General features: G+C 57.4%; 24 protein-coding genes. 13 read left to right on the top strand and 11 right to left on the bottom strand.

All coding sequences use genetic code 11. The annotated features are described in order from the left end of the window. Positions 1–46: 46 nt before the first annotated feature. Complete coding sequence (locus tag LIO64_RS12890) at positions 47–1,045, bottom strand: ROK family protein (protein WP_290549857.1); 999 nt, start codon at positions 1,043–1,045, stop codon at positions 47–49. Between the two features lie 144 nt (positions 1,046–1,189). Between LIO64_RS12890 and tadA the strand changes: the two genes are divergently transcribed. The 7 genes from tadA to LIO64_RS12855 all read left to right on the top strand — a co-directional run bounded on the left by tadA (position 1,190) and on the right by LIO64_RS12855 (position 7,445). Next, on the top strand, positions 1,190–1,747 hold the full coding sequence (gene tadA / locus LIO64_RS12885; protein ID WP_290549856.1) for a tRNA adenosine(34) deaminase TadA: 558 nt from the start codon (positions 1,190–1,192) through the stop codon (positions 1,745–1,747). Between the two features lie 50 nt (positions 1,748–1,797). Next, on the top strand, positions 1,798–2,736 hold the full coding sequence (gene lipA, locus LIO64_RS12880) for a lipoyl synthase (RefSeq protein ID WP_290549855.1): 939 nt from the start codon (positions 1,798–1,800) through the stop codon (positions 2,734–2,736). Positions 2,737–2,802: 66 nt separating this feature from the next. Then, on the top strand, positions 2,803–4,182 hold the full coding sequence (locus LIO64_RS12875) for a cytochrome c peroxidase (protein WP_290549854.1): 1,380 nt from the start codon (positions 2,803–2,805) through the stop codon (positions 4,180–4,182). Positions 4,183–4,447: 265 nt separating this feature from the next. Next, positions 4,448–4,660 carry a FeoA family protein gene (locus LIO64_RS12870; RefSeq protein ID WP_290549853.1) on the top strand — a complete coding sequence of 71 codons (213 nt, stop codon included), beginning with the start codon at positions 4,448–4,450 and terminating at the stop codon, positions 4,658–4,660. A gap of 31 nt (positions 4,661–4,691) precedes the next feature. Next, positions 4,692–4,922 carry a ferrous iron transport protein A gene (locus LIO64_RS12865; protein ID WP_290549852.1) on the top strand — a complete coding sequence of 77 codons (231 nt, stop codon included), beginning with the start codon at positions 4,692–4,694 and terminating at the stop codon, positions 4,920–4,922. A 77-nt stretch (positions 4,923–4,999) separates the two neighbouring features. Further along, positions 5,000–7,255, top strand: coding sequence for a ferrous iron transport protein B (gene feoB, locus LIO64_RS12860; protein ID WP_290549851.1), 2,256 nt, complete (start codon positions 5,000–5,002; stop codon positions 7,253–7,255). Positions 7,256–7,286: 31 nt separating this feature from the next. Next, positions 7,287–7,445: a FeoB-associated Cys-rich membrane protein gene (locus LIO64_RS12855; RefSeq protein WP_290549850.1), complete on the top strand. Its 159-nt coding sequence runs from the start codon at positions 7,287–7,289 to the stop codon at positions 7,443–7,445. Between the two features lie 90 nt (positions 7,446–7,535). On the opposite strand, the gene LIO64_RS12850 is transcribed toward LIO64_RS12855, so the two are convergent. Beyond that, complete coding sequence (locus LIO64_RS12850; RefSeq protein ID WP_290549849.1) at positions 7,536–7,943, bottom strand: hypothetical protein; 408 nt, start codon at positions 7,941–7,943, stop codon at positions 7,536–7,538. A gap of 231 nt (positions 7,944–8,174) precedes the next feature. Between LIO64_RS12850 and LIO64_RS12845 the strand changes: the two genes are divergently transcribed. Beyond that, the gene (locus LIO64_RS12845) at positions 8,175–8,375 is read left to right on the top strand and encodes a hypothetical protein (RefSeq protein WP_290549848.1); all 201 of its coding nucleotides are present in this window, start codon (positions 8,175–8,177) and stop codon (positions 8,373–8,375) included. A 170-nt stretch (positions 8,376–8,545) separates the two neighbouring features. On the opposite strand, the gene LIO64_RS12840 is transcribed toward LIO64_RS12845, so the two are convergent. The 5 genes from LIO64_RS12840 to rlmB all read right to left on the bottom strand — a co-directional run bounded on the left by LIO64_RS12840 (position 8,546) and on the right by rlmB (position 12,931). Then, entirely contained in the window at positions 8,546–9,865 is a 1,320-nt protein-coding gene (locus LIO64_RS12840) for a carbohydrate porin (RefSeq protein ID WP_290549847.1), read from the bottom strand. A gap of 42 nt (positions 9,866–9,907) precedes the next feature. Beyond that, positions 9,908–10,114 (bottom strand): hypothetical protein, encoded by a 207-nt coding sequence (locus LIO64_RS12835; RefSeq protein ID WP_290549846.1) that lies wholly within the window; start codon positions 10,112–10,114, stop codon positions 9,908–9,910. Positions 10,115–10,656: 542 nt separating this feature from the next. Further along, on the bottom strand, positions 10,657–11,064 hold the full coding sequence (locus tag LIO64_RS12830) for a metal-dependent transcriptional regulator (RefSeq protein WP_290549845.1): 408 nt from the start codon (positions 11,062–11,064) through the stop codon (positions 10,657–10,659). A gap of 433 nt (positions 11,065–11,497) precedes the next feature. Then, complete coding sequence (locus LIO64_RS12825) at positions 11,498–12,319, bottom strand: metallophosphoesterase (RefSeq protein WP_290549844.1); 822 nt, start codon at positions 12,317–12,319, stop codon at positions 11,498–11,500. A gap of 30 nt (positions 12,320–12,349) precedes the next feature. Further along, positions 12,350–12,931 (bottom strand): 23S rRNA (guanosine(2251)-2'-O)-methyltransferase RlmB, encoded by a 582-nt coding sequence (rlmB, locus tag LIO64_RS12820; RefSeq protein WP_345779592.1) that lies wholly within the window; start codon positions 12,929–12,931, stop codon positions 12,350–12,352. A gap of 102 nt (positions 12,932–13,033) precedes the next feature. Here rlmB and nadB point away from each other — a divergent pair, with 102 nt between their 5' ends. Then, positions 13,034–14,638, top strand: coding sequence for an L-aspartate oxidase (gene nadB / locus LIO64_RS12815; RefSeq protein ID WP_290549842.1), 1,605 nt, complete (start codon positions 13,034–13,036; stop codon positions 14,636–14,638). Beyond that, positions 14,632–15,666 carry a hypothetical protein gene (locus LIO64_RS12810; protein WP_290549841.1) on the top strand — a complete coding sequence of 345 codons (1,035 nt, stop codon included), beginning with the start codon at positions 14,632–14,634 and terminating at the stop codon, positions 15,664–15,666. Before nadB ends, LIO64_RS12810 begins: the two co-directional genes overlap by 7 nt. A gap of 13 nt (positions 15,667–15,679) precedes the next feature. Here the strand turns inward: LIO64_RS12810 and LIO64_RS12805 are convergent, their stop codons facing one another. Further along, complete coding sequence (locus tag LIO64_RS12805) at positions 15,680–16,261, bottom strand: glycosyltransferase family 4 protein (RefSeq protein ID WP_290549840.1); 582 nt, start codon at positions 16,259–16,261, stop codon at positions 15,680–15,682. A gap of 190 nt (positions 16,262–16,451) precedes the next feature. Between LIO64_RS12805 and LIO64_RS12800 the strand changes: the two genes are divergently transcribed. Together LIO64_RS12800 and LIO64_RS12795 are read left to right on the top strand one after the other, a co-directional pair. Next, complete coding sequence (locus LIO64_RS12800) at positions 16,452–16,703, top strand: hypothetical protein (protein ID WP_290549839.1); 252 nt, start codon at positions 16,452–16,454, stop codon at positions 16,701–16,703. Between the two features lie 374 nt (positions 16,704–17,077). Continuing rightward, positions 17,078–18,271, top strand: a complete 1,194-nt coding sequence (locus LIO64_RS12795; protein ID WP_290549838.1) for a glycosyltransferase family 4 protein — start codon at positions 17,078–17,080, stop codon at positions 18,269–18,271. Here LIO64_RS12795 and LIO64_RS12790 read toward each other — a convergent pair. Further along, a complete protein-coding gene (locus LIO64_RS12790) occupies positions 18,266–20,164 on the bottom strand; it encodes a RecQ family ATP-dependent DNA helicase (RefSeq protein WP_290549837.1) in 1,899 nt (632 codons plus the stop codon). The genes LIO64_RS12795 and LIO64_RS12790 overlap by 6 nt on opposite strands. 87 nt (positions 20,165–20,251) lie before the next feature. Between LIO64_RS12790 and LIO64_RS12785 the strand changes: the two genes are divergently transcribed. Beyond that, entirely contained in the window at positions 20,252–21,910 is a 1,659-nt protein-coding gene (locus LIO64_RS12785; protein ID WP_290549836.1) for a sulfatase, read from the top strand. Between the two features lie 338 nt (positions 21,911–22,248). On the opposite strand, the gene ahcY is transcribed toward LIO64_RS12785, so the two are convergent. Together ahcY and metK are read right to left on the bottom strand one after the other, a co-directional pair. After that, positions 22,249–23,664: an adenosylhomocysteinase gene (ahcY, locus tag LIO64_RS12780; RefSeq protein ID WP_290549835.1), complete on the bottom strand. Its 1,416-nt coding sequence runs from the start codon at positions 23,662–23,664 to the stop codon at positions 22,249–22,251. A gap of 22 nt (positions 23,665–23,686) precedes the next feature. Further along, positions 23,687–24,871: a methionine adenosyltransferase gene (gene metK, locus LIO64_RS12775; RefSeq protein WP_290549834.1), complete on the bottom strand. Its 1,185-nt coding sequence runs from the start codon at positions 24,869–24,871 to the stop codon at positions 23,687–23,689. Positions 24,872–24,875 lie beyond the last annotated feature (4 nt).

Genomic DNA, 24,875 nt, shown 5'->3' with positions numbered 1-24,875 from the left:
TTGTACGCCTGCGGCTCCGCAATGGCAAGCCTTATGTTAGCTCAATCTAACATAAGGCTTGCGATGCTCGTTCTCCTTTAAAACGTTCCAGCACGCCCAGTCCCATGAATTCATCCATGGCCATGGCTCCGGCTCCCAGCAGCCCCGCCTCCGCTCCAAACCTAGCGGGCAGGATTTTCAGTTCCTCCATGTGCAGGGGGAACAACTGCGCCTTGAGGTTTTCCAGCAGGGGTTTCATCAGCAAGTCCCCGGCCTTGGCCACGCCGCCGCCGATGATGAAGGCATCCGGAACCAGCGTATACATCAGATTCATGATGAGGCAGGCAAGCATTTCCGCCGTATCCTCCCACAGCTGCAGGGCTACGGGGCATCCCGCCCGGGCGGCTTCATCCAAGTCCCTGGGCGTGCATTCGTTCACGGTCCGGGTGATGCCCGCTCCGGCATACCGCTTGACGGCCTCCGCCGCCAGTTCGTTGTTGCCAATGTACTCTTCAATGGCTCCGCGGTTGCCGAACGGTCCGGGCTTGCCCTGATAGTGAATGCTCGTCTGTCCCAGCTCCGCAGCGGAAAGCCGCCTGCCGCGCAAGATTCGGTCGTTCACCACAATGCCGCCGCCTATCCCCGTTCCCATAGTCAGGCACACCAGGCTGGACATGCCGCGCCCGGCTCCCAGCTTCCATTCCGCATACGCCATGCAGTTGGCGTCATTGTCCAGCACGACGGGAAGGCCCAGCGCCTGCTCCATCAGCTCCTTCACCGGAACTTCATGATCCCAGACGCGGACGTTGGTCAGCTGGTAAAGCACTCCCTTGTAGTAATCACACCATCCCGGCATTCCCATCCCTATCACACAAGCGGTGGGAAACTGCCCGCGCAGCGTGAGGGCTGTGGCAATCATGGTATCAATAATCGCCTGGGGGCTTTCGAACATGGCAGTGGGGATACGGTCCGCCGTCGCCAGAATGCGGTCCCCCGCCGTCACGCCCATTTTGATGCTCGTACCGCCGAAGTCCACGGCCAATGCACAGGGTTCTGAAAAGCTCATGGTTCATACTTATGCCACGCTCTCCCCGGAATCAACGCAAAAACGCATTCACCCCCATCCCTTTCCGCGGCATGCCCTCCTTCTTGTATAAAATACAATAAATATCTTCCAGAAAGGGCTTGCCAGAGATGCTCCGTCCGGTTCATGATAACTGCCGTGATGATGGAAATGCCCGGTTCGGACGAGTGGTTCATGCGCCAAGCCATGAAAGAATCCAGAAAAGCCCTGGTGAAGGGGGAAGTGCCCATCGGGGCCATCGTGGTGAAAGACGGCCGCGTCATCGGCCGGGGCTGGAACCAGGTGGAAACCCTGAAGGACGCCACGGCCCATGCGGAAATGATCGCCCTGACGGCGGCCCAGGAGGCGCTGGGGGACTGGCGGCTGGAAGGCTGCACCCTGTACGTTACCAAGGAACCGTGCCCCATGTGCGCGGGGGCCATCATCCATTGCCGCCCGGACCGCGTGGTCTTCGGCTGTCCGGATGCCAAAACGGGAGCCGCGGGAGGCTGGATCAACCTGCTGGATTCCAATCCTCCCCTCAACCACAAGTGCGAGGTGCGCCCCGGCGTTCTGGGAGACGAGTGCCTGCACCACCTCCAGGAATTCTTCCGTGCGGCGCGGATGGCGGCCAGGGAACGGAAAAAACTGTCTGCGGATACCTCCCCGGACCCGGATGAAAATGGGAAAGACAGTCCCAAATAAAACACTTTGCATTTGCCAAAGCAATGGAGTCACGTCAAGCTAGCGGCGCTATGGAACGCCGGAACGACAATGAAACTGCGGAAGGGACGGAACGCAAGCCGTCCTGGATCAAGGTGCGCCTGCCCAACGGCCGGGAATTCTGGGACGTCAAGCAGCTGGTGGAAGGCAAGCACCTGTTCACCGTCTGTGAAGAAGCCCACTGCCCCAACCGCTATGAATGCTGGAACCAGGGCACGGCTACCTTCATGATCGCCGGGGAGCGGTGCACGCGCGCCTGCGCCTACTGCGCCGTAAAAACTGCCAAGCCCTTTCCCCTGGATCCGGATGAGCCGCAGCACGTGGCGGACGCCGTCGTGCACATGAAGCTGCGCCACGCCGTCATTACCATGGTCACCCGGGACGACCTGCCGGACGGCGCCGCCGCCCACTTCGCCCAGGTAGTGCGCGCCGTCAGAAAGGCCAGCCCTTCCACCATCATTGAAGTGCTGGCCTCAGACCTGAATGAGAAGCCCTCCTCCGTCCAGACGCTGATGGCGGCACGCCCGCACATTTTCGGCCACAATCTGGAAACGGTGGAACGCCTCACGCCCATCGTGCGTTTCCGCGCCCAGTACCGGCGCTCCCTGCGCGTCCTCAGGATGGCGCTGGACTGCGTGAACGGAAAGGTTTCCACCAAGAGCGGCATCATGCTGGGCCTGGGGGAAACGGAGGACGAACTTTTCCGGTCCATGGACGACCTGCTGGAACACGGCGTCACGGTGCTGACGCTGGGACAGTATCTGCGCCCCACCCGCAACCACCTGCCGGTAGTCAAGTACATCCATCCGGACGACTTCGCACGGTATGAGGAAATTGCACGGGCCAAAGGCTTCAAGCACGTGGCGTCCGGCCCGCTGGTCCGCAGCTCCTACCATGCCGCCAATTTCACTCCGGAAGCGGACGTTCTGGAGGCCATCAACGAAGATTTGAGAAAGGCCGGCGAACTTTAGAATAAATCTTGATTTATTACTTCCCACCTTTTACCATACAAGCAATCCCACGTCATTGAGAATCTCATGAGCAAAACACGTTCCTTCATCAAGGCCGGAGCCATTCTGGGCGGCACGGTCATCGTGACGGCGGCAGTCGCCCCCCTGTTCCTGCCGAACCAGAAGATTAAGCCCCTGACGCCCGCCCAGGCGGCGGAAATTACCGCACAGACCATGAACTCCAAATGTGCGGACTGCCACAAGCCCGGCACCCACATTTCAGAACTGGTAAACACCCTTTCCGGCGGTCTGCTGGCCCGCCACATCCGGGACGGCCAGCGCAGCTACAACATGGATGAACCGCCCTCCGCCGTGACCCTTTCCAAACTGGAACACGTGCTCCAGATCAACTCCATGCCCCCCACCTCCTACACCATGGTACACTGGGGCAGCACGCTCACCATTCCGGAGAAAGCCGCCATGCAGCAGTGGATCAAGGATGAACGCCTGAAAATCTTTGGCGACATGGTGGGTAAGGAATACGCCATTTCCTCCATCACCCCCATTCCGGACAGACTCCCCACGGACCCGGCCAAAGTGGCCCTGGGCGACAAGTTGTTCCATGATGTGCGCCTTTCCACGGACAATACCGTTTCCTGCGCCTCCTGCCACTCCCTGGAAAAGGGCGGCACGGACAACCTGCCCACCTCCACCGGCGTGCGAGGCCAGAAGGGCGGCATCAACGCCCCCACGGTCTTCAATGCAGCTTTCCACACCAAGCAGTTCTGGGACGGACGCGCCGCCAACCTTCAGGAACAGGCGGGCGGCCCCCCCTTGAATCCGGTGGAAATGGGTTACGAACACCCGGACGACTGGAACAAGATTGCCGCCAAGCTGAATCAGGACGCCGCGTTTGCCGCGGAATTCAAGAAGGTTTATCCCCAGGGCTTCAATGGTGAAACCATCACCAACGCCATTGCGGAATATGAAAAGACCCTCATCACGCCGAACAGCCCGTTTGACCGCTACCTGAAGGGTGATGAAAGCGCCATCAGCGAAAACGCCAAGAAGGGCTACAAACTCTTCCTGAAGCTGGGCTGCCAGACCTGCCACACCGGTCCCGCCATGGGCGGCCAATCCTTTGAATACGCCGACCTCAAGGGCGATTTCTTCGCGGGACGCGCCAAGACCAATGACGACAACGGCCTGATGAACTTCTCCAAGAAGGAATCAGACAGGCACAGGTTCCGCGTGCCCACCCTCCGCAACGTGGAGCTCACCTGGCCGTACATGCATGACGCCTCCGCCCAGACGCTGGAGGAAGCCATCACCAAGATGTACCACTACCAGCTGGGATACGACAAACTGGACAAGAAGGACGTGAGCCTCCTGGTAGCCTTCCTGAAAACCCTGACCGGGGAATACAACGGCAAGCCCGTACAAGGCCAGGTCTGCCCGGCCTCCTGAGTCTGAGCAAACTCTCTTTTCTTACAGCCGCGCCATGAGCATTCATGGCGCGGCTTTTTTGCATTCTCTCCTTCCCGTTCCACGGGAAAAATTATCATCCCTCTCTTTTAATTCGGAGCCCTTGTGTCATACTTAGTTCAATCTAATACATAAATTACTCATAATGAATAAACATCATGGAAGCGAAAAACACAGAGGCATAATATCATTGACTTATTAGTTTGACTAAACTAACTTTCCCCCGGATTTGATTCATCTACACATCATGCCACTCTCCATGCTCAACATAGGCGACATTCGCCAGGTTAACAATATTCATGGCAAGGACGAAACCCGGCGCTTTCTGGAAAGCCTGGGATTCGTTGCCGGAAGCACGGTTTCCATCGTTTCTGAAAACGGCGGAAACTTCATCATCAATGTCAAAGGATCCAGGATAGCGCTCGGCAAGGCACTTGCCTGCAAGATATTCGTGGCCTGAACCTTTTCATTCACTAATCAGTCATCAATCTATGACCAAGCACCGCACATTAAGAGATGCCCTGATCGGGGAGACCGTCACCGTCGGCAAGCTGGCGGGAGAAGGGCCGATCAGAAGACGTATCATGGACATGGGGGTTACCAAGGGAACGCAGATCTTCATCCGTAAAGTTGCCCCCCTGGGAGATCCCATTGAAGTTACTGTCCGCGGCTACGAACTTTCCATCCGCAAATCGGAAGCCGAGAACATCCATATCCATTGATTCCGCCTTTATTACCGCACGTTTCCTGACCTGACAGCAAGACGGCGCACCTACACATCAAGACAAGGAAACAATCCATGAGTAATATCACTATCGCCCTGGCGGGCAATCCCAATTGCGGAAAAACCACTCTTTTCAACGCCCTGACAGGCGCCAGCCAGTACGTCGGGAACTGGCCGGGCGTCACCGTGGAAAAAAAGGAAGGCCGCCTGAAAGGCCACAAGAACATTATTATTGAAGACCTTCCGGGTATTTACTCCCTTTCCCCCTATACACTGGAGGAAGTCGTCAGCCGGAACTACCTGGTCACGGACCATCCCTCCCTCATCCTGAACCTGGTTGACGGCAGCAATCTGGAACGCAACCTTTACCTTACCACCCAGCTTTGCGAGCTGGGCGTTCCCGTCATCCTCGCCCTGAACATGATGGACATTGTCCGGAAGCGCGGCGACCGCATTGACACGGAAAAACTTTCCCGGGATCTCGGCTGCCAGGTTCTGGAAATCAGCGCCCTCAAAGGAACCGGCATCCGCGAACTGGTGGATGCCGTTGTAAAAACCGCCGCCTCGGAAGACGCCCGCGCTCCGCGCGTCGTCCACTTTCCGGACCGCCTGGAAAAAGCCATCGGGGAAATTGGAGAAATCATCACCGGCAAATGCCTGGACCAGCAGAAAAAATGGTTTGCCGTCAAGGTGTTCGAGAGAGACCAGAAGGTAGCTGACCAGCTGGCCCTTACCCCGGAGGAACAATCCCGCATCAACGGGATCATTGAATCCATGGAACAGGAGATGGATGACGACAGCGAATCCATCATCACCAACGAACGCTACAACTCCATTTCCCGCATCACCCGGGATGCCGCCGTCAAGGCCCGCTCCGGCAGCCTGACAGGCAGTGACAGGATTGACCGCATCATCACCAACCGCTGGCTGGGCCTCCCCATCTTCGCCGTCGTCATGTGGGCGGTGTATTACATTTCCATCCAGACAGTGGGCGCTTGGGGAACGGACTGGGCCAATGACACGTTCTTCGGGGAATGGATTCCGGAATGGGTGGGCGGCTTGCTGGAAAGCGCCAACTGCGCTCCCTGGCTGGAAAGCCTGATCCAGGACGGCGTGATCGCCGGCGTGGGAGCCGTGCTGGGTTTCCTTCCCCAGATGGCCGTGCTGTTCCTGTGCCTGGGGATTCTGGAAGACTGCGGCTACATGGCCCGCGTGGCCTTCATCATGGACCGCATTTTCCGCAAATTCGGCCTCTCCGGAAAATCCTTCATCCCCATGCTCGTTTCCATGGGCTGCGGCGTCCCCGGCATCATGGCCACCCGCACCATTGAGAATGAAAAGGACCGGCGCATGACTATCATGACCACCACGTTTATTCCCTGCGGGGCAAAGACGCCCATCATCGCCCTGATTGCCGGCGCCTTCTTCCCGGAAAACTCCTGGGTGGCTCCGGGAGCCTACTTCATCGGGGTGGGCGCCATCATCCTTTCCGGCCTCATTCTGAAAAAGACCGCCATGTTCTCCGGGGACCCCACCCCCTTCGTCATGGAACTCCCCATTTACCACATCCCCGCCTGGAAGAACGTCATCATCCATGCGTGGGAACGCTGCAAGGCTTTCGTGCAGAAAGCCGGGACCGTCATCTTCGTATCCAGCGCGCTGATCTGGTTCCTCTCCAGCTACAACTGGAAGGCGGACTCCGTAGAACAGAATGACAGCATGCTGGCCTCCATCGGAAACGTGGCAGCACCCGTCTTCCAACCGCTGGGCTGGGGTGAATGGAAACCCACCATGGCCACCATCACCGGGCTGATTGCCAAGGAAAACGTGGTCGGCACCTTCGGCGTCCTGTATGCGGACGGCAGTTCCGGGGAAGAAGCGGCAGAGGAAACGGCAAAAGCCGCCGGAACGCAGGAAATGTCCCCCGCCGGGCAGGAACTCCAGGCATCGCTGGGGGAAGCTTCCGACGAGTCCGCCGCTGAAGCGGAAGAAGATGAAGATGCTGAAATCCGGGAAACCGGGGACCGTCTGGTCCAGGCGGGGGCCTTCACCTTCCTGAGCGCCTTCTCCTTCATGATCTTTAATCTTCTCTGCGCCCCCTGTTTTGCCGCCATGGGCGCCATTAGAAGGGAAATGAACAGCGCCGGATGGACTTTCTTCGCCATCGGTTACATGTGCGCCCTGGCGTACTGCCTGTCCTTCCTGATCTACCAGCTGGGAGCTTGGCTTTATGCGGAAGCTTCCTTCGGCATCGGACAGGGGCTCGCCGTGCTGCTCCTGCTGGGCATCATTTACCTGGTGGCGAAAAAACCCGCCTCATCCTCCAAATAATTTACATTCACTCCTACCCCCCTTCATCAATATGGGAACATACATCATTGCCGCCCTCCTTTTCCTGGCCCTGGCCTATGCGCTGTATAAAACCTTCAGCCATCATGGCAAGTGCTGCGGCAAATGTGACGGGTGCGGCGGTGGCTGCTGCGGCGGCCATCACGACGGCGAACATGAAAAACAGGACTGACCCCGCTCCCCGGCCACTCCTTCCAGAACCTGCAGACCGTCCGCGGTTTGCAGGTTTTTTCCTTCTGTCCGTGCGGCAGGCATGCCGCCGTTACCCGATCCAGCCGTGCTGGTACGCTACCATGGCTGCAATTACCAGCGCAATGAACAGGAAGACGAACCACATTACGTTGTGGTGGTGGCGGTACTCCACAGCCACCAGGGGTTCCCATTCCTTTTCCACAAACGAGAAGTCGTCTCCACTGGCAAAACGGTCGTACAGCGTTTCCAGCTCCTTCCCCGTCACCCCTTCCGGGGCGGCGTACACCGGCGGACAGCATGCGCCCGTCTTGAACACGATTTCACAGTGGTAAACGCCGTCCGCCTCCTTATAGGATTGAAGGCATGCTCCGTCGCGGGCGCACACTACATGGCCAGTCGTTCCCTCCTGCAAGCGGCGCAGTGCAGTATCACGATCAGTCACTTCATCATTTGAAATTTCCCATTGCACCTTACTCATTCTGTCAGTTTAAGCCAGTTCCCATTCAAGTCAACATGGTTTTAAACGCTTCCGAATGCCGGAGATGCCATCAATTGTCATAAATCCGGCAGTGTGCAAAACGCTGACCTTAACGTCCTTCCCCGTGTTTAATTCACCTAACTTATTGTTAGTCAAACCAAAGAACTTTCAACATCCGGGCAGCGGTGCTAATCTAATCATCAGCGGCCGCAACCAGCCGCGTACGATAAGATGATGAACAAGTACACATGTATCATGATAGGGGCCGCCTGCCTGGTGGCAGCCTCCTGTCAGGCGGATACGGCCCGCATGCGGAATATGGCCCCGGCTTCCTCCGTACAGGCCCCTTCCGCAGCGCCCCAGTCCGGACACCGGAATGACGGGGTTCAGGAACACAGGCGTTTCAAGCGCCTCTCTCTTCCTTTGAAATAACAAAAATAAGCAACGCCGCACCCCCTACCTGATTGAGAATGCGACGTTGCCGCCAGGTCATACAGACCCCTTCAATGCCCTCGCATGCAGGATTCCGCTCTCTGCAGGCAGACGGACAAGGAAGACTTGATGATGATTGCGTTTTTTCACAGGCGCAGGATTTTTCCTGCCTAGAACGTGACAACGCACTGTACGGAGAAGATATTGGCGGAGTTGACGTCATCCCGCCCGGAAGGATTCTTCACATACTGGTAGGAAGGCTGGATCAGGCAGTACGGCGTGATGGAAAAGCTGTACGTGCATTCCAGAATCATTTCCCGGTCATGCCCCGGCCGCGTTTCCGCCAGCGTATCGGCATCCGGCTTGCTCACGGAGAAGCCCACACCGAAGAAGTTGCCATCCGCCTCTTTCAAGCCGGTCATGACTTCCATGGGCTTCTTGAAAATCACCCCGGCGGACGCCTGGGCTTCCGCTCCGCAGATGTTGCCTGATTCGGCGCTGCTCCAGCCGGCGCGGGCGAACAGGGCGAACGGACTGCTGCCCAGGTCCTGTTCCAGGTTGAACGCCACGCCGCCGTGGTTTTTGCCATCCGCATGGAACATGAACGGTTGCAGGCGATATGTACCCGTACCGATGCCGAAGGCCTTTTCATGCGTCCAGCCGATTTCACCGAGCAGGTTGAAGGATTTCCCGGTTGTGTTGTGGAACGGGTTGCGGCGGGGTTCATTGTCCATCATGTTACCCCCCAGCTGGATGAACCAGTTTTCATTGAACTGGTACTGCCCTACAAAACCGAAGTTGGAATCCCCGAGGGGAAGTACCTGGTTGTTGACGAAGGGCGCGCCGCCGAATTGCCCGAAGGTGGTGTTGGCGTACGTATTGGCGTCAAAATAATTCGTCTGGTTGATCATACCGCCCATGATGACCAGTTGGCCGTCCATGAATCCCTGGGAAAGGAGCAGTTCCGGCAGGTAGAAATAACCGTCTTCAAAAACATCGCAGTTGGCGGGACCGCTCGCGCCCCAGGAATCATCCAGCGTGGTGCGGTGGGAGTGCCTGTTCAGGGCCACGGAGCCGGAGAGTTCACTCTTGATCCAGGTACCCTGGTTGCGGCTGGATTTGAACAGCTGCAACCCGGCCTGCGCATGGAGCTTGTACCAGCTCTGGCTGGAACCGGCGGTCTCATCGTTCGCGGCCGCATGGTGGCCCTTGGTATAAAGGAACGCCTGCTCCACCAGGAACTGGAACCCGGCCTTCTCATAAGCGGCCTGATGCAGATCCGCCAGAGCCCTGGTCAGCAGGTCGTTCGGAATGGGCGTGCTTTCGTCGCCGTACTCGTCCCCGAACAAGTCGATGTCGTCCAGAATGGAACCTTTGCCTTCAGCCTTCTCCGCAGCCGGAACGGCGGCGGGAGTGGCTACGGATGCCGTACCGGCCATGCAGAAGCCGGAGCAGGCCAGCAGGGCGGGTATCATGTAACGTTTCTTCATAGTAATGCTGTATCTTGAATCTTCCTCGTCAATCGCGGATATTCAGCCCTTCATGGCGGCGGAGGAGCATTCCTGCTCCCGGTCCGCGGCGGGCTGCACATTCACGGCTTTGCCGCATGCGCCCACACAGAACTCACACTCTCCGCAGAGCAGACGGTATCTGGGACGGCGGACCAGAAGCCCGGCCAGTTTCCGGTACCGGCAAACCCGGTGGAAGAAGCGGTGAAGTCCTGTATGGGTCAAGTTCATGCAACGCGCCAAAGTTAGATAGAACTAACTATTGAGTCAATACTTTTCCTTCCTCCCCCCTTCTCATTTCCTAGTCACAGCGATGAAACGACATGCATAAATATTTTATTACCAGTTTATTAAAAAATCCGTAGAATATTTTTCTCACGCAAAGAAAAAATTAGTTCAAACTAATTAATCATGATTTAAAATCTTAGGAACACTGTAAAAAGCGCGCCGTTTGAACATGCACCTACCCTGTCCGGGAAAGAAGCGTCTGCATGCCGCCAAAGCCACCAACCATCCCATCAAAAATGACCTTGGGGGTGCATCAACAACAAGGACCCTTGGGGATTCATCCCCGGTGGAACTCCTCCCTGATTCTGATGTCCATAGGCGGGCTGATTGTCCGGCCAGCCCCACATTCCTCCATCATGCTTCCACGGTGAACCGTCAGCGCGCACTACACGTCTCTGCCTGCCACCAAAAAAGGCCGTCCATCATCAAGGCAATGGGATGATTCATTCCTGCATGAACCATCCCTTTAAAACGTCCGGGTTCCCCTACTTTCCACTCTTCCGGCAATAGTCCGTCAGGAACTGAAATCTGGAAATTTCCTCCAGCGTCATGATGTGTTCAATCCCGCAAGCCACCTCGTCCGCACGCTTTTCCTCCATTTTCAATACCGTGATAAGGAACTCCTTCACCATGGTGTGGCAGGAAATGACGCGGTCCGCATAATAACGGCCCTCCCTGGTCAGTACAATGGGAGAATACTGCGTATATTCCACCAGTCCGCGTTCCTTCAGCTGCCTCATGGCCAGGGAGACGGAAGGTTTTTTCACGTTCAGGGCCTCGGCGATCTCTCCTACGGCGGCGCGCCCTTTTTCCAGTTCAATGTTGCGGACTGCCTCAATGTAATCCTCCAGGCTGTTGCTCAGCTCCAGATCAGGAAAGTTTTTGCGTATCATGACCGATGCTTATTAGTTATAACTAACAAAACAATAGTCCAGAAATCAATCAAGTCAACCTCTTCTTGAAAAATATTAGGCTCATCAAACTTTTTTCTTGCAAATCAAGTTAGATATAGCTAACTCTATTCCATGGCCAGCCCAAACCAGGAAAGAAACCACGGAAGAACATGCTCCGGCGGAGTTCCCGCCAGAAGGAAATCCTTCTTCTCCAGGTTTTTTCCTACTGCACGCCCCTGCTCCTGCCGGGGATGCCCTCGGAAATGTTCCGGGAAAAACTGTCCCTCCGGCAATAAGGGAAAACAGGCATGGCCAGACTCCCTGGGGAACGCGTCCACAAACTGTATGGACTAGTCATCCGGTGCTCTAACACATTATCGCCTAAACATGGGCGCGTTCCCCCTCCCCTTTTCCCGTTGCCCGCGGCGTACCGTCAGCGGAGAACCCGCGCCGGGCCGTCATATCCGTCCGGCGTATAGCTGCGGATGGATACGCCTCCTTCCGCCGTCACATCCGCCACGTAACACTTGGCATGGTGGAAACAGGCTCCCAGGTTGACGTACAGGCGCCCTTTCCCTCTCCCGGTAACCGCACGGCGGTGCAAATGGCCGAAGATGACGACTTCCGATTCCGGGAAAAAGCAGTCCGCAAATTTCCGCATGCGCCGCATCATCGTCAGCCACGCCAGAAGAATTTGGGCGGGCCGCTCCGGCGGCCAGGCGGAATGGGTCAGAAAACGCACCAGCTTGTTCCTGTACACTCTGGAACGCATGTAAATGGGAGGCACCAGCAGGCTCATGGCGCGCGCCAGTTCCAAACGCCTCAGCAAATCCGTATCCGCCTCCGGAAAAGCGGCAATCAGCTCACGGGAAGCCTGCTTGTTCTTCAAATATTCCCATCCCCACGGAGCCACCTCCCTGAACAGGGCATGGCCGTGCAGGGCGCAGATGCGGCCGCCCTGCAACTTCAGCAGCGCGGCTTTTTCATCCGGATCATGATTGCCCGCCAGCAGAACGGGCTGCACTCCGGCATCCCGGCACATTTGTAAAAAACGGCCGCGTTTCTCCAGCCCTTCCGACTGATAGGGGCTTTCACGGGTCTCGCTGAGATCCCCGCACACCACCAGGTGGGTACACCCTTCCAGCAGGAAGGCCAGTTCCTCCGGCTCCCGGACAAGGGCCTTGGCATGACCGAAGTGAATGTCTGAAATGAACCGGGCGCGTTCTCCCGGAGCAAGGGCAAGTTCCTGAATCATAAGGGAGCAGGCAGAAAAACAATCACGGCCTCATGAACGCTGCCGCACCATTTCATACAAGCACACGCCCGTAGCTACGGACACGTTCAGGCAAGGAACGCTGCCCCTCATGGGAATCCGCAGCAGGAAGTCGCAATTCTCTTCCGTCAACCGACGCATGCCTTCCCCTTCCGCTCCCATTACCAGGGCGGCAGGCCCCGTGAAATCCGTCTCATACAGGTCACGGTCCCCCTTGTCCGAGGTGCCGAACATCCAGATACCGCGGCTCTGGAGCTGCTTCATGGTGCGCGCCAGATTGGTCACCTGGATGAAAGGCACTTTTTCCGCCGCTCCCACGGAGACGCGCAACACGGTCTCCGTAATGCCCACGGACTTGTCCCTGGGAGCAATCACGGCATCCACGCCCGCACCGTCCGCCGTCCGCAAAATGGCCCCCAGATTGTGGGGGTCCTGCACGCAGTCAAGAATCAGCAGCAGGGGATTAGGTGTCTTGTCCAGAATCTCCTCCAGCACATCCTCTCCCAGCGCCTTGACGGCAATTTTGGCCGGGGTGCTGCGCACATGCTTGTTCCGCCGGGCCTCCTGTTCGTTCCCTAGGGGTCTCATGCCCATGAATTAGCGTGTTTCACGCTTCTTTTCCAGACAAATATGCCCTCCCCATCATTGGGCGTGACTTGAGGCCCCCTGCCGTGTTACAGTTTCGTACCATTCAAGATGAAGACGAGCGACTTTTTAGTCATTGGGGCAGGTGTTGCCGGGTTAAGTTTCGCCTTGAGAGCGGCGGAACACGGCAAGGTTGCAGTCATTACAAAAGGCAAATTTCTGGATTGCAGTTCCGCCAAGGCACAGGGCGGCATAGCCGCCGTATGGGACCGCAATGATTCCTTTGAAGATCACGTGGCGGACACGCTGGACGCCGGCGCGGGCCTCTGCAATGAACAGGCCGTGCGCACGATTGTGGAGGAAGGGCCCGGCGCTATCCGGGAACTGCTGGAATGGGGAGTCAATTTTGACCCAGGCAACCAGGGGGAGGATTACGAACTGGCCCGGGAGGGCGGCCATACCAAGCGGCGCATCCTCCACGCCAAGGATGCCACTGGCCTGGAAATCACCTCCAAGCTGCTGGAAGCGGCGAAGCTCCATCCCAACATTGAACTGCTGGAAGACCACTTCGCCATCGACCTGATTACGACGACCAAGCTGGGGCTGGTCACGGAAGACCGCGTGCTGGGAGCCTATGTTCTGGACCGCGCCTCCGGAGAAGTGGAAATTTTCCGTTCCGACCGTGTGTTGCTCGCCACCGGAGGCTGCGGCCGCGTGTACCTGTATACCACCAACAATGATTCCGCCACGGGGGACGGCGTAGCCATGGCCTGGCGCGCAGGTGCCACCATCGCCAACATGGAATTCGTACAGTTCCATCCCACCTGTTTCTTTAACACCCGTGCGGAGGGTGCGGAAGCACGTTCCTTCCTCATTTCCGAAGCTGTGCGCGGCGAAGGCGGCGTATTGATCGGAGCGGACGGAAAGGAATTCATGCACAAGTATGACCCCCGCAAATCCCTGGCTCCGCGCGACATTACCGCCCGCGCGGTGGACTCGGAAATGAAGAGGACGGGCAGCATGTGCGTCTATCTGGACATTTCCCACAAGCCGGAAGGCTTTGTCCAGGAACGTTTCCCCCTGATTTACGAAACCTGCAACCGCTACGGCATCAATCCCGCCGCTGAACCCATTCCGGTCGTCCCCGCGGCGCATTTCCAGTGCGGAGGCGTGCTGACGGACGTCAACGGCCAGACCAGCCTGGACGGCCTTTACGCCGCCGGGGAAACGGGCTGCACCGGCCTCCACGGCGCCAACCGGCTGGCTTCCAACTCCCTGCTGGAATGCGTGGTGGTAGCCAAGAGGGCGCTGGACTCCATGCTGGCCCAACAGCCCCTGAGAAAGGATTCCCCCACCCATTACGACATCCCCGCCTGGCACCATGGAGATACCGCGCTACCGGATGAACTTTCCGTCATCTATCACAATTGGGATGAAATCCGCCGGCTGATGTGGGATTATGTCTCCATCGTGCGGACCAACAAGAGGCTGGACCGCGCGGCCACGCGCCTCCGGATGCTGCACCGCGAGGTAAAGGACTTCTACTGGGGCTACCGCATCACGCCGGACATTCTGGAACTGCGCAACCTGGTGGCGGTGGCCTCCCTGATTGTGGACTGCGCCATGCGCCGCAATGAAAGCCGCGGGCTCCACTTCAACACGGATTATCCCGGCAAGCTGGATCACCGCTTTGTCACTCAACTGCACCGATGGTAAACCACTGGCAACGTCAACAGGCATTCCGGAAGGGTTCCTCTGGGAACTCCTTCCTTTCCGCATGCCTGCTTGCGCTGCTGGTTCTGCTTCCCGCCGGAATTACCCGGGCGGACATCCAGACAAGCCGGAGCGCCTCCCGCGCTCTGACGGACAGTTCCGGTCGGCCCAAAGGCCCCGTTATCATCACTCCCACGCAGAGGGATCCCCTCCCCAGGGTTATCGTCAAATCACCTACCACGGCAACGGGCGGCAAACGCCCCGCTCCGCAGCCCCGTATTCTTCCCCGGACGGGACCGCAAAGCCCCGGCACCTACCCTTGGCGGCTCAATATCACCGCCACGGTATTCTGGGTGGGGGAGGATTCCACGGCACGCAATCCGGTAGCCAACCACAAAAGCTCATGGGACTCCGCCTGGAGGGAAAATTTCGGCGGCTTTGACGACCCCGACCCCCTGCGCCGCACCATGGATTTCCGCCCTAAGATGTTCGTCCCCCGGCAAAATCCCTTCTATGTGGCGCTGCCTTACAATGACGTCTCCAAAGGGGAACACAAGGCGGAGGCATCCCGGGTCATTCCCTGGTTCCGCCGGGAATACACGGGAAAAGGCCAGTCCGTCTGCAAAGGCAGATGGGTGCAGATCGTGTACAACAAGCGCAGCTGCTTTGCCCAGTGGGAGGACTGCGGCCCCTTTACCACGGAAGACTGGCCCTACGTTTTTGGAGACAAGCCGCCCGTCAATACCCAGAACAAGGGCGCGGGCATAGATATTTCCCCCGCCGTGCGCGATTACCTGGGCATTACCGGAGGGACGGCCATCGTCCACTGGCGTTTTGTGGAATTCTACCGCATTCCCCGCGGGCCCTGGTCCAAATGGGGGGAGAACAACCCCTTCGTCAATTCTGATTTGGGCCCTCAGAGAAAAGCGCTCAAGTCCCAGGAAGACCGCCTGCGCCAGCAGCAGGAAGCCATCCAGAGGGAGTTGCTGAAAGACCCCGCAAAACTCAGGAGGGAACTGTTCCAGGGATAGGAAGGCATCCCTTTCATTCAATACCCATTTCCACGAAAAGGCGGCGCATCCGTTTTTTCCAGACATCCACGGTAAAGCGTTCATTCAATTTTTCCTTCCCTTTCTTTCCCATGGCCGTCCATTGATCCTCAATGTGCAATGCTTCACAAAGCATTTGAGCCAAACCCTCCAAGGAAGAGCTTTCCGCCACCCAGCCATCACGCCCATGGCTTACCAATTCCGGCAATCCTCCCGCAGGGGTAACCAACACCGGAGCGCCATATTCCCAGGATTCCAACACTGCCAGGCCGAAAGGCTCCTCCCAAAGGGAGGGAACAATCGTTATGCCGCAACGGCTTCTAAAAGCCTCCTGGTCTTCCCTGTTAACAAACCCCGTCATTTTTACCGAATCAAGTCCACGGGAATCTGTGTAGCCTTTTAGCTTCCCATATAACGGCCCTTCCCCCATGATGATCAGAGAACGCCTTTCAGGCTTCAGCCTTTCCCATGCTTGAAGCAACCGGAAAACGCCTTTTTCTTCAGTAAGTCTGCCTGCAAATAAAAACATCCCTGCGCGGCCTGTCTCCCGGGTCCGCAACCCGCCGCCCTGATTCATAAAAATGGGGAATCACCTGGATCCTGGCAGAATTTACGCCGTTTGATTCCAACAATTCTCTTTGCCTGTGGCTAATAGCTATATAGGCGCTCAAATTCCTCCATGTACCCAGACGACGAGTTTTTTCAAGAATACATGCCGCCGCCATGGAATCCAAAAAACGGCCGTGCCAGCACCGGCGGAGGATTCCATGCAGATAATTGCCGGAGGAACATGCAGCGCATTCCCTTCCATTCCTGAAACCCAGTCCGTTCAGGCAGCCCTGCCGGTAATTATGCATATAATGGATGACCGGGACGCTTTGCCGGACAGCCTGTTCATAAATGCAGGGCGACATGGCGGGGAAGACATTATGGATAATCCACGCGTCATACCCCTGGGCCGCCTGCTTCAACAAATGTTCATTCATGGCCCGGTGAAACAGCATATTCTTCACCCGTGAGACCGCTCCGGAATGTTCTTCCAGAAATTCGCGGGAAGAATAGACGAATTCGTCCACCTCTGCAAAGGATGACAACGCCCGCGTCATCATATGGAAAAAGACTTCTTCCCCGCCAAAAAAATAATATTGGCTAAAGATATGCAATAACCGATGCATGGGAATTCGTGAAGAGAATCTAACGGATTTATATCCGGATACCAAAATCCCCGTGTGCCGCTCCCGGAAAGTCGTTGAAGCGGAATCCTTCCCACGCCACTCGGGGCCTCTGCGTTCCATTCTTTGTTTCCGTGTTTTATTTTGTTCAAAAAAATTTAATGGACTACCTTGCAAAAATTAACATTGACCACGGATTATAAATCCGTTACACAAAAATTATGCCTCCGCTCCGCATCCTTTCCATCTTCAACCGCTACCTGCAATATGGGGGTGAAGAAACCATGGCTGTCAAAATTTCCGGGACTCTTTCACGACAGGCCATGGTGGAGGAATACCATTATTCAACGGCCGAATGGCTGGAGGAAGGCAAACTAACAGCGCCGTTCCGGGGACTGCATAACAGGAGCGTTCTCCGCCGCCTGCGCCTGTTGCAGCAGGAACATCAATTTGACCTTTGGCTGATCCACAACGTCTTTCCCGCCATGTCCCCTGCCGTCTACCGGGAAGCGCGCCGGTTGAACGTCCCCGTCATCCACATGCTTCACAACTACCGGTTCGGCTGTCTGAACGGGCTGTTGTTCCGTGACGGCAGGGAATGCCGGGAATGCATCAGCGGCAATTTCCTGCCAGGCATGAAAAACCGGTGCTGGAACCAAGGTCTGGCGTCCAGCCTGTTTTCCGCCTTTTTCCAGACAGCCGCCAGGAAATCCGGTATCCTGGAACATGCAGCCCGGTTCATCGCCCTTTCCGGCAAGCAGGCGGAACTTCTCAAATCCATAGGTATTCCGGAATCAAAAACCGCCATTCTCCCCCTGTTTGTGGAAACCTACCTCCAGCCCTTCACGCCCCCTCCGGAAAACGGGGACATTCTCTTCGTAGGACGCCTGACTCCGGAAAAAGGGCTTATGACCGTTCTCCGGGCATGGTCCGGAATCACGACGCAACGCCGCCTTGTCATCGCCGGGGACGGTCCGCAAAGAAAAGAGCTGGAAACATGGGTGCGGGAACACCGCCTGGACAATGTCATTTTCAAAGGGTTCGTCCCTCTTGAAGAACAGGCTCCCTTATGGGAGTCGGCCGCTGCCTTCATTGCCCCGTCCATCTGGCACGAGCCGGGCGCCACGACCATCCTGGAAGCCATGGGCAGGGGACGTCCCGTAATCGCCTTCGCTAAAGGGGCCGCATGCGACCACCTTGCGGACCCGGCCCATGGATGGCTGATGGACCCTGACCGTCCGGATGCCATCCTCAAAACGATTCAAGCCGTTCTGGACACGCCCGGGGAAACCCTCTGCCGGATGGGCATGCAGTCCCGCGAATTCGTCAGGGAACAGCGTTCCCCCGAAGCGTGGCTCAAGCTGTTCATGGAGATGGCGGAAGAGGCCGTCCGTCAAAACAGGCAGGACTCATGAGTTGGTGAGGGCACGCGCCTCAGCCAGCACGTCCTCCCACTTCCTGTCTGAAAGCGCTCCGTAAAGAGGGTGCCCCCACAACCGGGCGCGCATCGCCGCAGGGGAAGCCAGTCCCAGCAGAAAACGTGTCAACTGGGAGGAACGGGACAGTGCGGGCTTCCTCAAGGCAGCCAAATCCATGATGGCGGCGCGCAATTCCCCGGTCAGGGGAGCACTTTCCAGCACCTCCGGCTTCTCCGGAACCGCCCCGCGGCACGCCGGGCAATGACCGCATGGTGTGGACGAATCCCCAAACCCAAAGTAGGCGTCCAGCTCCCTGTTGAGGCAGGAAGCCGCCGCGAGGGCAGAAACACACGTTTCCCACCGTTCCAGGCCGTTCTGCCGCGCGCGTGAAAAATACCGGTTGAATTCCCCGGCGGCCTCTTCCGCGTCAAACCCTTCGGAATGCAAATGAAGGGCTACCTGGCGCAGGTCCACCTTCCATTCGCCGGAAAGGGCCATATCCTCAAGCCGGGCTGCCGCTTCTTTCCATGAAATCCCGCATTCAAGGGCTAAATCCAGCACTTCTCCCTCGCGATGCCCATCCAGCCATTGCAGAAAGGCCCTTTCTTCTTCGTCGCGTCCGCACAATATTTCCTCCATGGGGAACAAGGGCCGAACCTTGTAGTATTTATACCCGGCTCCCCGCTCCGTCAGAAGACCCCGGCGTTTCAGATCAAACAGAATCCTGTCCACCACCACATCCGGCAAATCATAATGGGTGGAGGCTTCATAGAGGGAAACAATGTGCTCCCCGTGTCCACCCAGGAGTGACACCAGCCCTTTCAAGCCATGGAGATCCGGTTCCGCTGCATGAAGCCGGTTGACGACGGCCACACCGTCACGTGCGGACAACATCACCAAGCTGAAGGAGGGCAGCCCGTCGCGGCCCGCACGGCCGGATTCCTGCACATAAGCCTCAAGGCTTGAGGGAGGATGGTAATGCACCACGGAGCGAACGTCCGGTTTGTCAATCCCCATGCCGAAGGCGATCGTCGCCACCAGCACCTCCACGGCCCCCGTCAGGAATTCGTCCTGCACCAGCCCCCGGATTTCCGGAGGCATGCCTGCATGGTAGGATTTGACAGAAAGACCGGCCTTTCCCAGTTCATAAGACACATTCTCCGCATCCTTGCGGGTGCGCGCGTATACCACGGCGGGACGGTGGCCTTCCTCCTTCAAAAACTCCACCAGCCGGGCGGTTTTGTCCTGCTCCCTCAATGTTTCCACGTGGCGGAAAATATTCGCCCGGTACGGCGAAGCCCGGAAAATGCATTCATCCGGAACGTCAAATAGAGAAGCCAAATCGCGGCACACCTTCTCCGTAGCCGTGGCAGTCAGCGCCATGATGCTGCGGAACCTGTACTTTCTGAAAAAGCCGGGCAGCCCCAGATAATCGGGCCGGAAGCTGTGCCCCCACTCTGAAAGGCAATGAGCTTCATCCACCACAAACAGGCCGGGAGAAACAACCTCCATGGCATGCTCCATCCATGGGGATTCCAAAGACTCCGGAGCAGCAAACAGCAGCCGGACCGCTCCGGATTCCAGGGTCTCCAGCAAAGCGGCCTTCTCCTCTTCCGCCAGGGAAGAATCATATCTGGCCGCTGCTACGCCCAACTTTTCCAACCCGGCGACTTGGTCGCGCATGAGGGCGATCAACGGGGAAACCACCACTGTCACCCCGTCACTTAAAACCGCCGGAATCTGGTAGCAAAGACTCTTGCCTGAGCCCGTAGGCAAAATGCCGATGCAGGATCTGCCCGCCAGCGCACACTCCATCAGCTCCCTCTGCATGGGGCGGAACCGTTCCTTGCCGAACAAATGCAGCGTATCTTCCAACCGGGAGGAATGCATGACGGAAAGAATACCATAACGCAGAATCGCGGCAAAAGGAATCCTATGACATTGACACCCGTGCCCCTTTCTATATTCTCCCGCAATATGAGACCCTTAAAAACCATCATTACCGGAACTCTGGCCCTGCTGGCGGCATCTCCGCTGGCGGCCCAGACAAGGGCCCCAGAGAATAAAAAACCGAACATTCTCTTTATCATTACGGACGACCACGCCTACCAGACGCTGGGCACCAGTAAAAATGACTCCCCCGTCGCCCTGCCCAACTTCAACAAACTGGGACGGCAGGGCATGGTTTTTGACCGCAGCTACTGCGCCAACTCCCTTTGCGGACCGTCGCGCGCCTGCATCCTGACCGGCAGGCATTCCCATATGAACGGTTTTGTCTTCAACGGCCAGCACCCGCTTGACGGCTCCCAGCCAACCTACCCGAAAATGCTGCAAAAAGCCGGCTACCAGACAGGACTTTTCGGAAAATGGCACCTGGAATCAGACCCCACGGGATTTGACACATGGGAAATCTTCCCCGGACAGGGCAGTTATTACAATCCGGATTTCATCAGCCTCAAGCCGAACGGCAAACGCCAGACGAAGCGTTTTCCCGGCTACGCTACGGATGTCGTCACGGACAAATCCATCCAGTGGCTGGAAAACCGGGACAAGGATAAGCCCTTCCTGCTCGTGGTGGGCCACAAGGCCCCCCACCGCGCCTGGTGCCCCGCCCTCCGTCATCTGGGCAAGGTTAACACGTCCAGGCTGACTCCGCCCGCCAATTTTCATGACGACTATGCCAACCGGCCGGAATTCCTGAAGAAAAACCAGCAGACCGTCGCCAGGCACATGGCGATCTATTCCGACCTCAAGGTGCTCAAGGACCAGGTGCCGGAAGACATGCGCAAGGACATCGTCTCCCCCGGCTATGGCTGGGACCTCGGCGAACTTAACCGCATGACGCCGGAAGAAAAGAAGACCTGGACGGATTACTACGCCAAGCGCACCAAATCCCTGGTAGACGGCATGAAATCAGGAAAATTGAAGGACCCGAAGGCCTTTGCGGAATGGAAATGGCACGCTTACATGGAAGACTACCTGGGCTGCCTGCTTTCCGTGGACGACAGCATTGGCCGCCTCATGAATTACCTGGATAAGGAAGGCCTTTCCAAAGACACGCTGGTCATCTATTGCGGCGACCAGGGTTTCTACATGGGCGAACACGGCATGTACGACAAACGCTGGATTTTTGAAGAATCCCTCCGCATGCCCCTTATCATGAAATGGCCTGGCAAAATCCCCGCAGGCGTGCGCAACAAGACGATGGTGCAGAACATCGACTACGCCCCTACCATCGTAGCGGCTGCCGGAGCGGACACTCCGGAAAACATGGGCACCTTCCAGGGCGTTTCCCTGCTTCCCACCGCCTTCACGGGCAAAACGCCCAATAACTGGCGGGACGCCGTCTACTACTGTTTCTACGAGAATCCCGGCGAACACAACGCCCCGCGCCATGACGGCATCCGGACGGACCGTTACACGCTGTCCTACATCTGGACCAGCGGGGAATGGATGCTCTTTGACATGAAGAAGGACCCCATGCAGATGAAGAACGTCATTGACGATCCCGCCTACAAGTCCACCGTGGAACAGCTCAAGAAACGCTACAACGAACTTCGCAAGGCGTACAAAGTTCCGGAAAACTGCCCCGGAGGAAAGGGAACGACCATCCCCAGATTTGACGCTTCCTGGTAAGGAGCCGTTTCAAAAAAACTTTCTTCAAGCGCCGGAATCTTTCCGGCGCTTTTTCATTTTTCCCATGCGGCATGCTGGAACGGTTTCCCGTGGCCCAACATGCTTCCCCCTCCGTTTTCCGAATCTCTTCCTGCGGCACGGCATCCCTCATGTCTCCATGCAACAGCGCCCAGGATTCCAGAAAGGCAACTTCACAAAAGAACAAACCAGCACATGGGAAGCAGCCGGATTCAAGCTTGCAGACAATGTTATTCCCATCCATCACCGGGCCAATGAAAAACCGTTCCACCGGGAACACCTCCCGATGAAACGGCCTGAAAAGGAAAGAAACCTCCAGCTCAATACCTGTAAAAATCAGGCTTGTACGGCCCTTCCACCGGAACGCCGATGTAGTCCGCCTGTTCCGGACGGAGGACAGTGAGCTTGCAACCGATCTTGCCGAGGTGCAGGCGAGCCACTTCTTCATCCAGCACCTTGGGCAGTACTTCCACGCCCACGGGACGGTTTTCACGGGTATTCCACAGTTCCAGCTGGGCCAGCACCTGGTTCGCGAAGCTGTTGGACATCACGAAGCTGGGGTGCCCGGTGGCGCAGCCCAGATTGACCAGGCGCCCTTCCGCCAGCAGGTACAGGCTGTTGCCGGACGGGAAGGTGTAACGGTCCACCTGAGGCTTGATATTGAGGTGTTTGATGCCGGGATAGGTCTGGAGCTTGTGCACCTGGATTTCATTGTCGAAGTGGCCGATGTTGCACACAATAGCCTGGTCCTTCATCTTTTCCATGTGTTCAATGCGGATGATGTTGCAATTCCCCGTGGTGGTCACGTAAATGTCCGCCCAGCCCAGGGTATCCTCCACCGTCAGCACGCGGTAGCCTTCCATGGCGGCCTGGAGTGCGCAGATGGGGTCTATTTCCGTCACGACCACCTGGGCTCCCATGCCGCGGAGGGACTGTGCACAGCCCTTGCCTACATCCCCGTAGCCGCAGACAACGGCCACCTTCCCGGCAATCATGACGTCCGTGGCGCGCTTGATGCCGTCCACCAGGGATTCGCGGCAGCCGTAAAGGTTGTCAAATTTAGACTTGGTCACGGAATCGTTCACATTGATAGCCGGAATCAACAGTCGGCCCGCAGCCTGCATCTGGTACAGGCGGTGCACGCCCGTGGTTGTTTCCTCGGAAACGCCCTTCAGCTCAGGCAGCCAGCGGTGAAAAACGCCCGGCGTTTCCGCGGCAATCTTCTTCAGCAGGTCCTTGATCACTTCCTCCTCTTCTGATTCGGACGGAGTATTTACCCAGTCGGAGCCTTCTTCCATCTCATACCCGCGGTGAATGAGCAGGGTGGCATCTCCGCCGTCATCCACAATCAGCTGCGGGCCGAGACCGTCCGGAAAGCTCATGGCCTTCCAAGTGCAATCCCAGTACTCCCGGAGCGTTTCCCCCTTCCAGGCGAATACGGGCGTGCCGGATTGGGCAATCGCGGCGGCGGCGTGGTCCTGGGTGGAGAAAATGTTGCAGCTGGCCCAGCGGACGGAGGCGCCCAAAGCCGTCAGCGTTTCAATCAGCACGGCCGTCTGCACCGTCATGTGCAGGGAGCCCATGATGCGCACGCCCTCCAGCGGCCTGGCGGCGGCGTACTTTTCACGCACGGCCATCAGGCCGGGCATTTCATGCTCGGCGATGTCCAGTTCCTTGCGGCCGAAATCCGCCAGGCTGATATCGCGGACCTTGTAGTGTTCCGTTTCTGAAAACATGTCTGTAAACGTAGTCGTTGAATTAATGAAGAAGTTGTTTGAGGGAGGCGAGCCGCTTTTCATCCAGCTGTTCCCAGGGAAGCGCCTGATTGGTGAAATGCCCGTAATGCGTCGTCTGGCGGTAGATGGGCCGCAGTAGGTCCAGCTGTTCCACCATGTCCGCGGGCTTGAAGGAGAAAATTCCTTCCAGTGCATTTTCAATGGCTTTTCCCTCCACCTTGCCGGTGCCGAAGGTATCCACCCGGATGGAAACGGGGGTGGGGTAGCCGATGGCATAGGCCACCTGCAATTCACACTTGTCCGCCAGCCCCGCGGCCACGATGTGCTTGGCAACCCAGCGGCACATGTACGCGGCGGACCGGTCCACCTTGGACGGATCCTTCCCGGAAAAGGCGCCGCCGCCGTGGCGCCCCATGCCGCCGTACGTATCCACAATGATCTTGCGGCCCGTCAGGCCGGAATCCCCGTGAGGGCCGCCTACGACGAATTTCCCCGTGGGATTGATGAAGTATTCCGTCTTGTCGTCCAGCAGTTCCGCAGGAAGAACGGTTTTAATGAGTTTGACGCAATAGGCGTAAATCGTATCATGGTCCACTTCCTCCGTGTGCTGGGTGGAAATGACCACGTTTTCAATGTGGACGGGGCGTCCCGCCTCGTCATAAGCCACCGCCACCTGGGACTTGCAGTCCGGACGCAGCCAGTCCACATGCCCGCGCCTGCGGCGCTTGGCCAGCTCCATGAGCAGCTTGTGGGCGAACACGATAGGGGCCGGCAGCAATTCCGGAGTCTCATTTGTCGCGAAGCCGAACATGATCCCCTGGTCCCCGGCGCCCTGTTCCGCGTGGCCCTTGCCCTCCGCTTCCCGGGCATCCACCCCCTGGGCAATGTCCGGAGACTGTTCTGTGAGCAGATTTGTGAAAAAGACGGTATCCGCATGAAACACGTCGTCATCCTGCCGGTTGCAGTACCCGATCTCCCGGATGGCCTGGCGGGCGATCTTTTCCGGATTGATCACCGCCTTGGTCGTCAGCTCTCCGGCAATGATGACCATATTGCTCTTTACCAAAGTTTCGCACGCGACGCGGCTAGTTTTGTCTTGAGCCAGGCAGGCGTCTAAAATAGAGTCGGAAATGTAGTCGGCCACCTTGTCCGGATGGCCTTCTCCAACGGATTCCGACGTGAAGATGTGAGGGTTGTTCTTACTCATATCG

The sequence above is a fragment of the Akkermansia sp. genome (assembly GCF_020860705.1).
Classification (GTDB): Bacteria; Verrucomicrobiota; Verrucomicrobiia; order Verrucomicrobiales; family Akkermansiaceae; genus Akkermansia.
The sequence above is the reverse complement of the archived record's forward strand: the minus strand, read 5'-3'. Positions and strand labels throughout refer to the sequence as shown.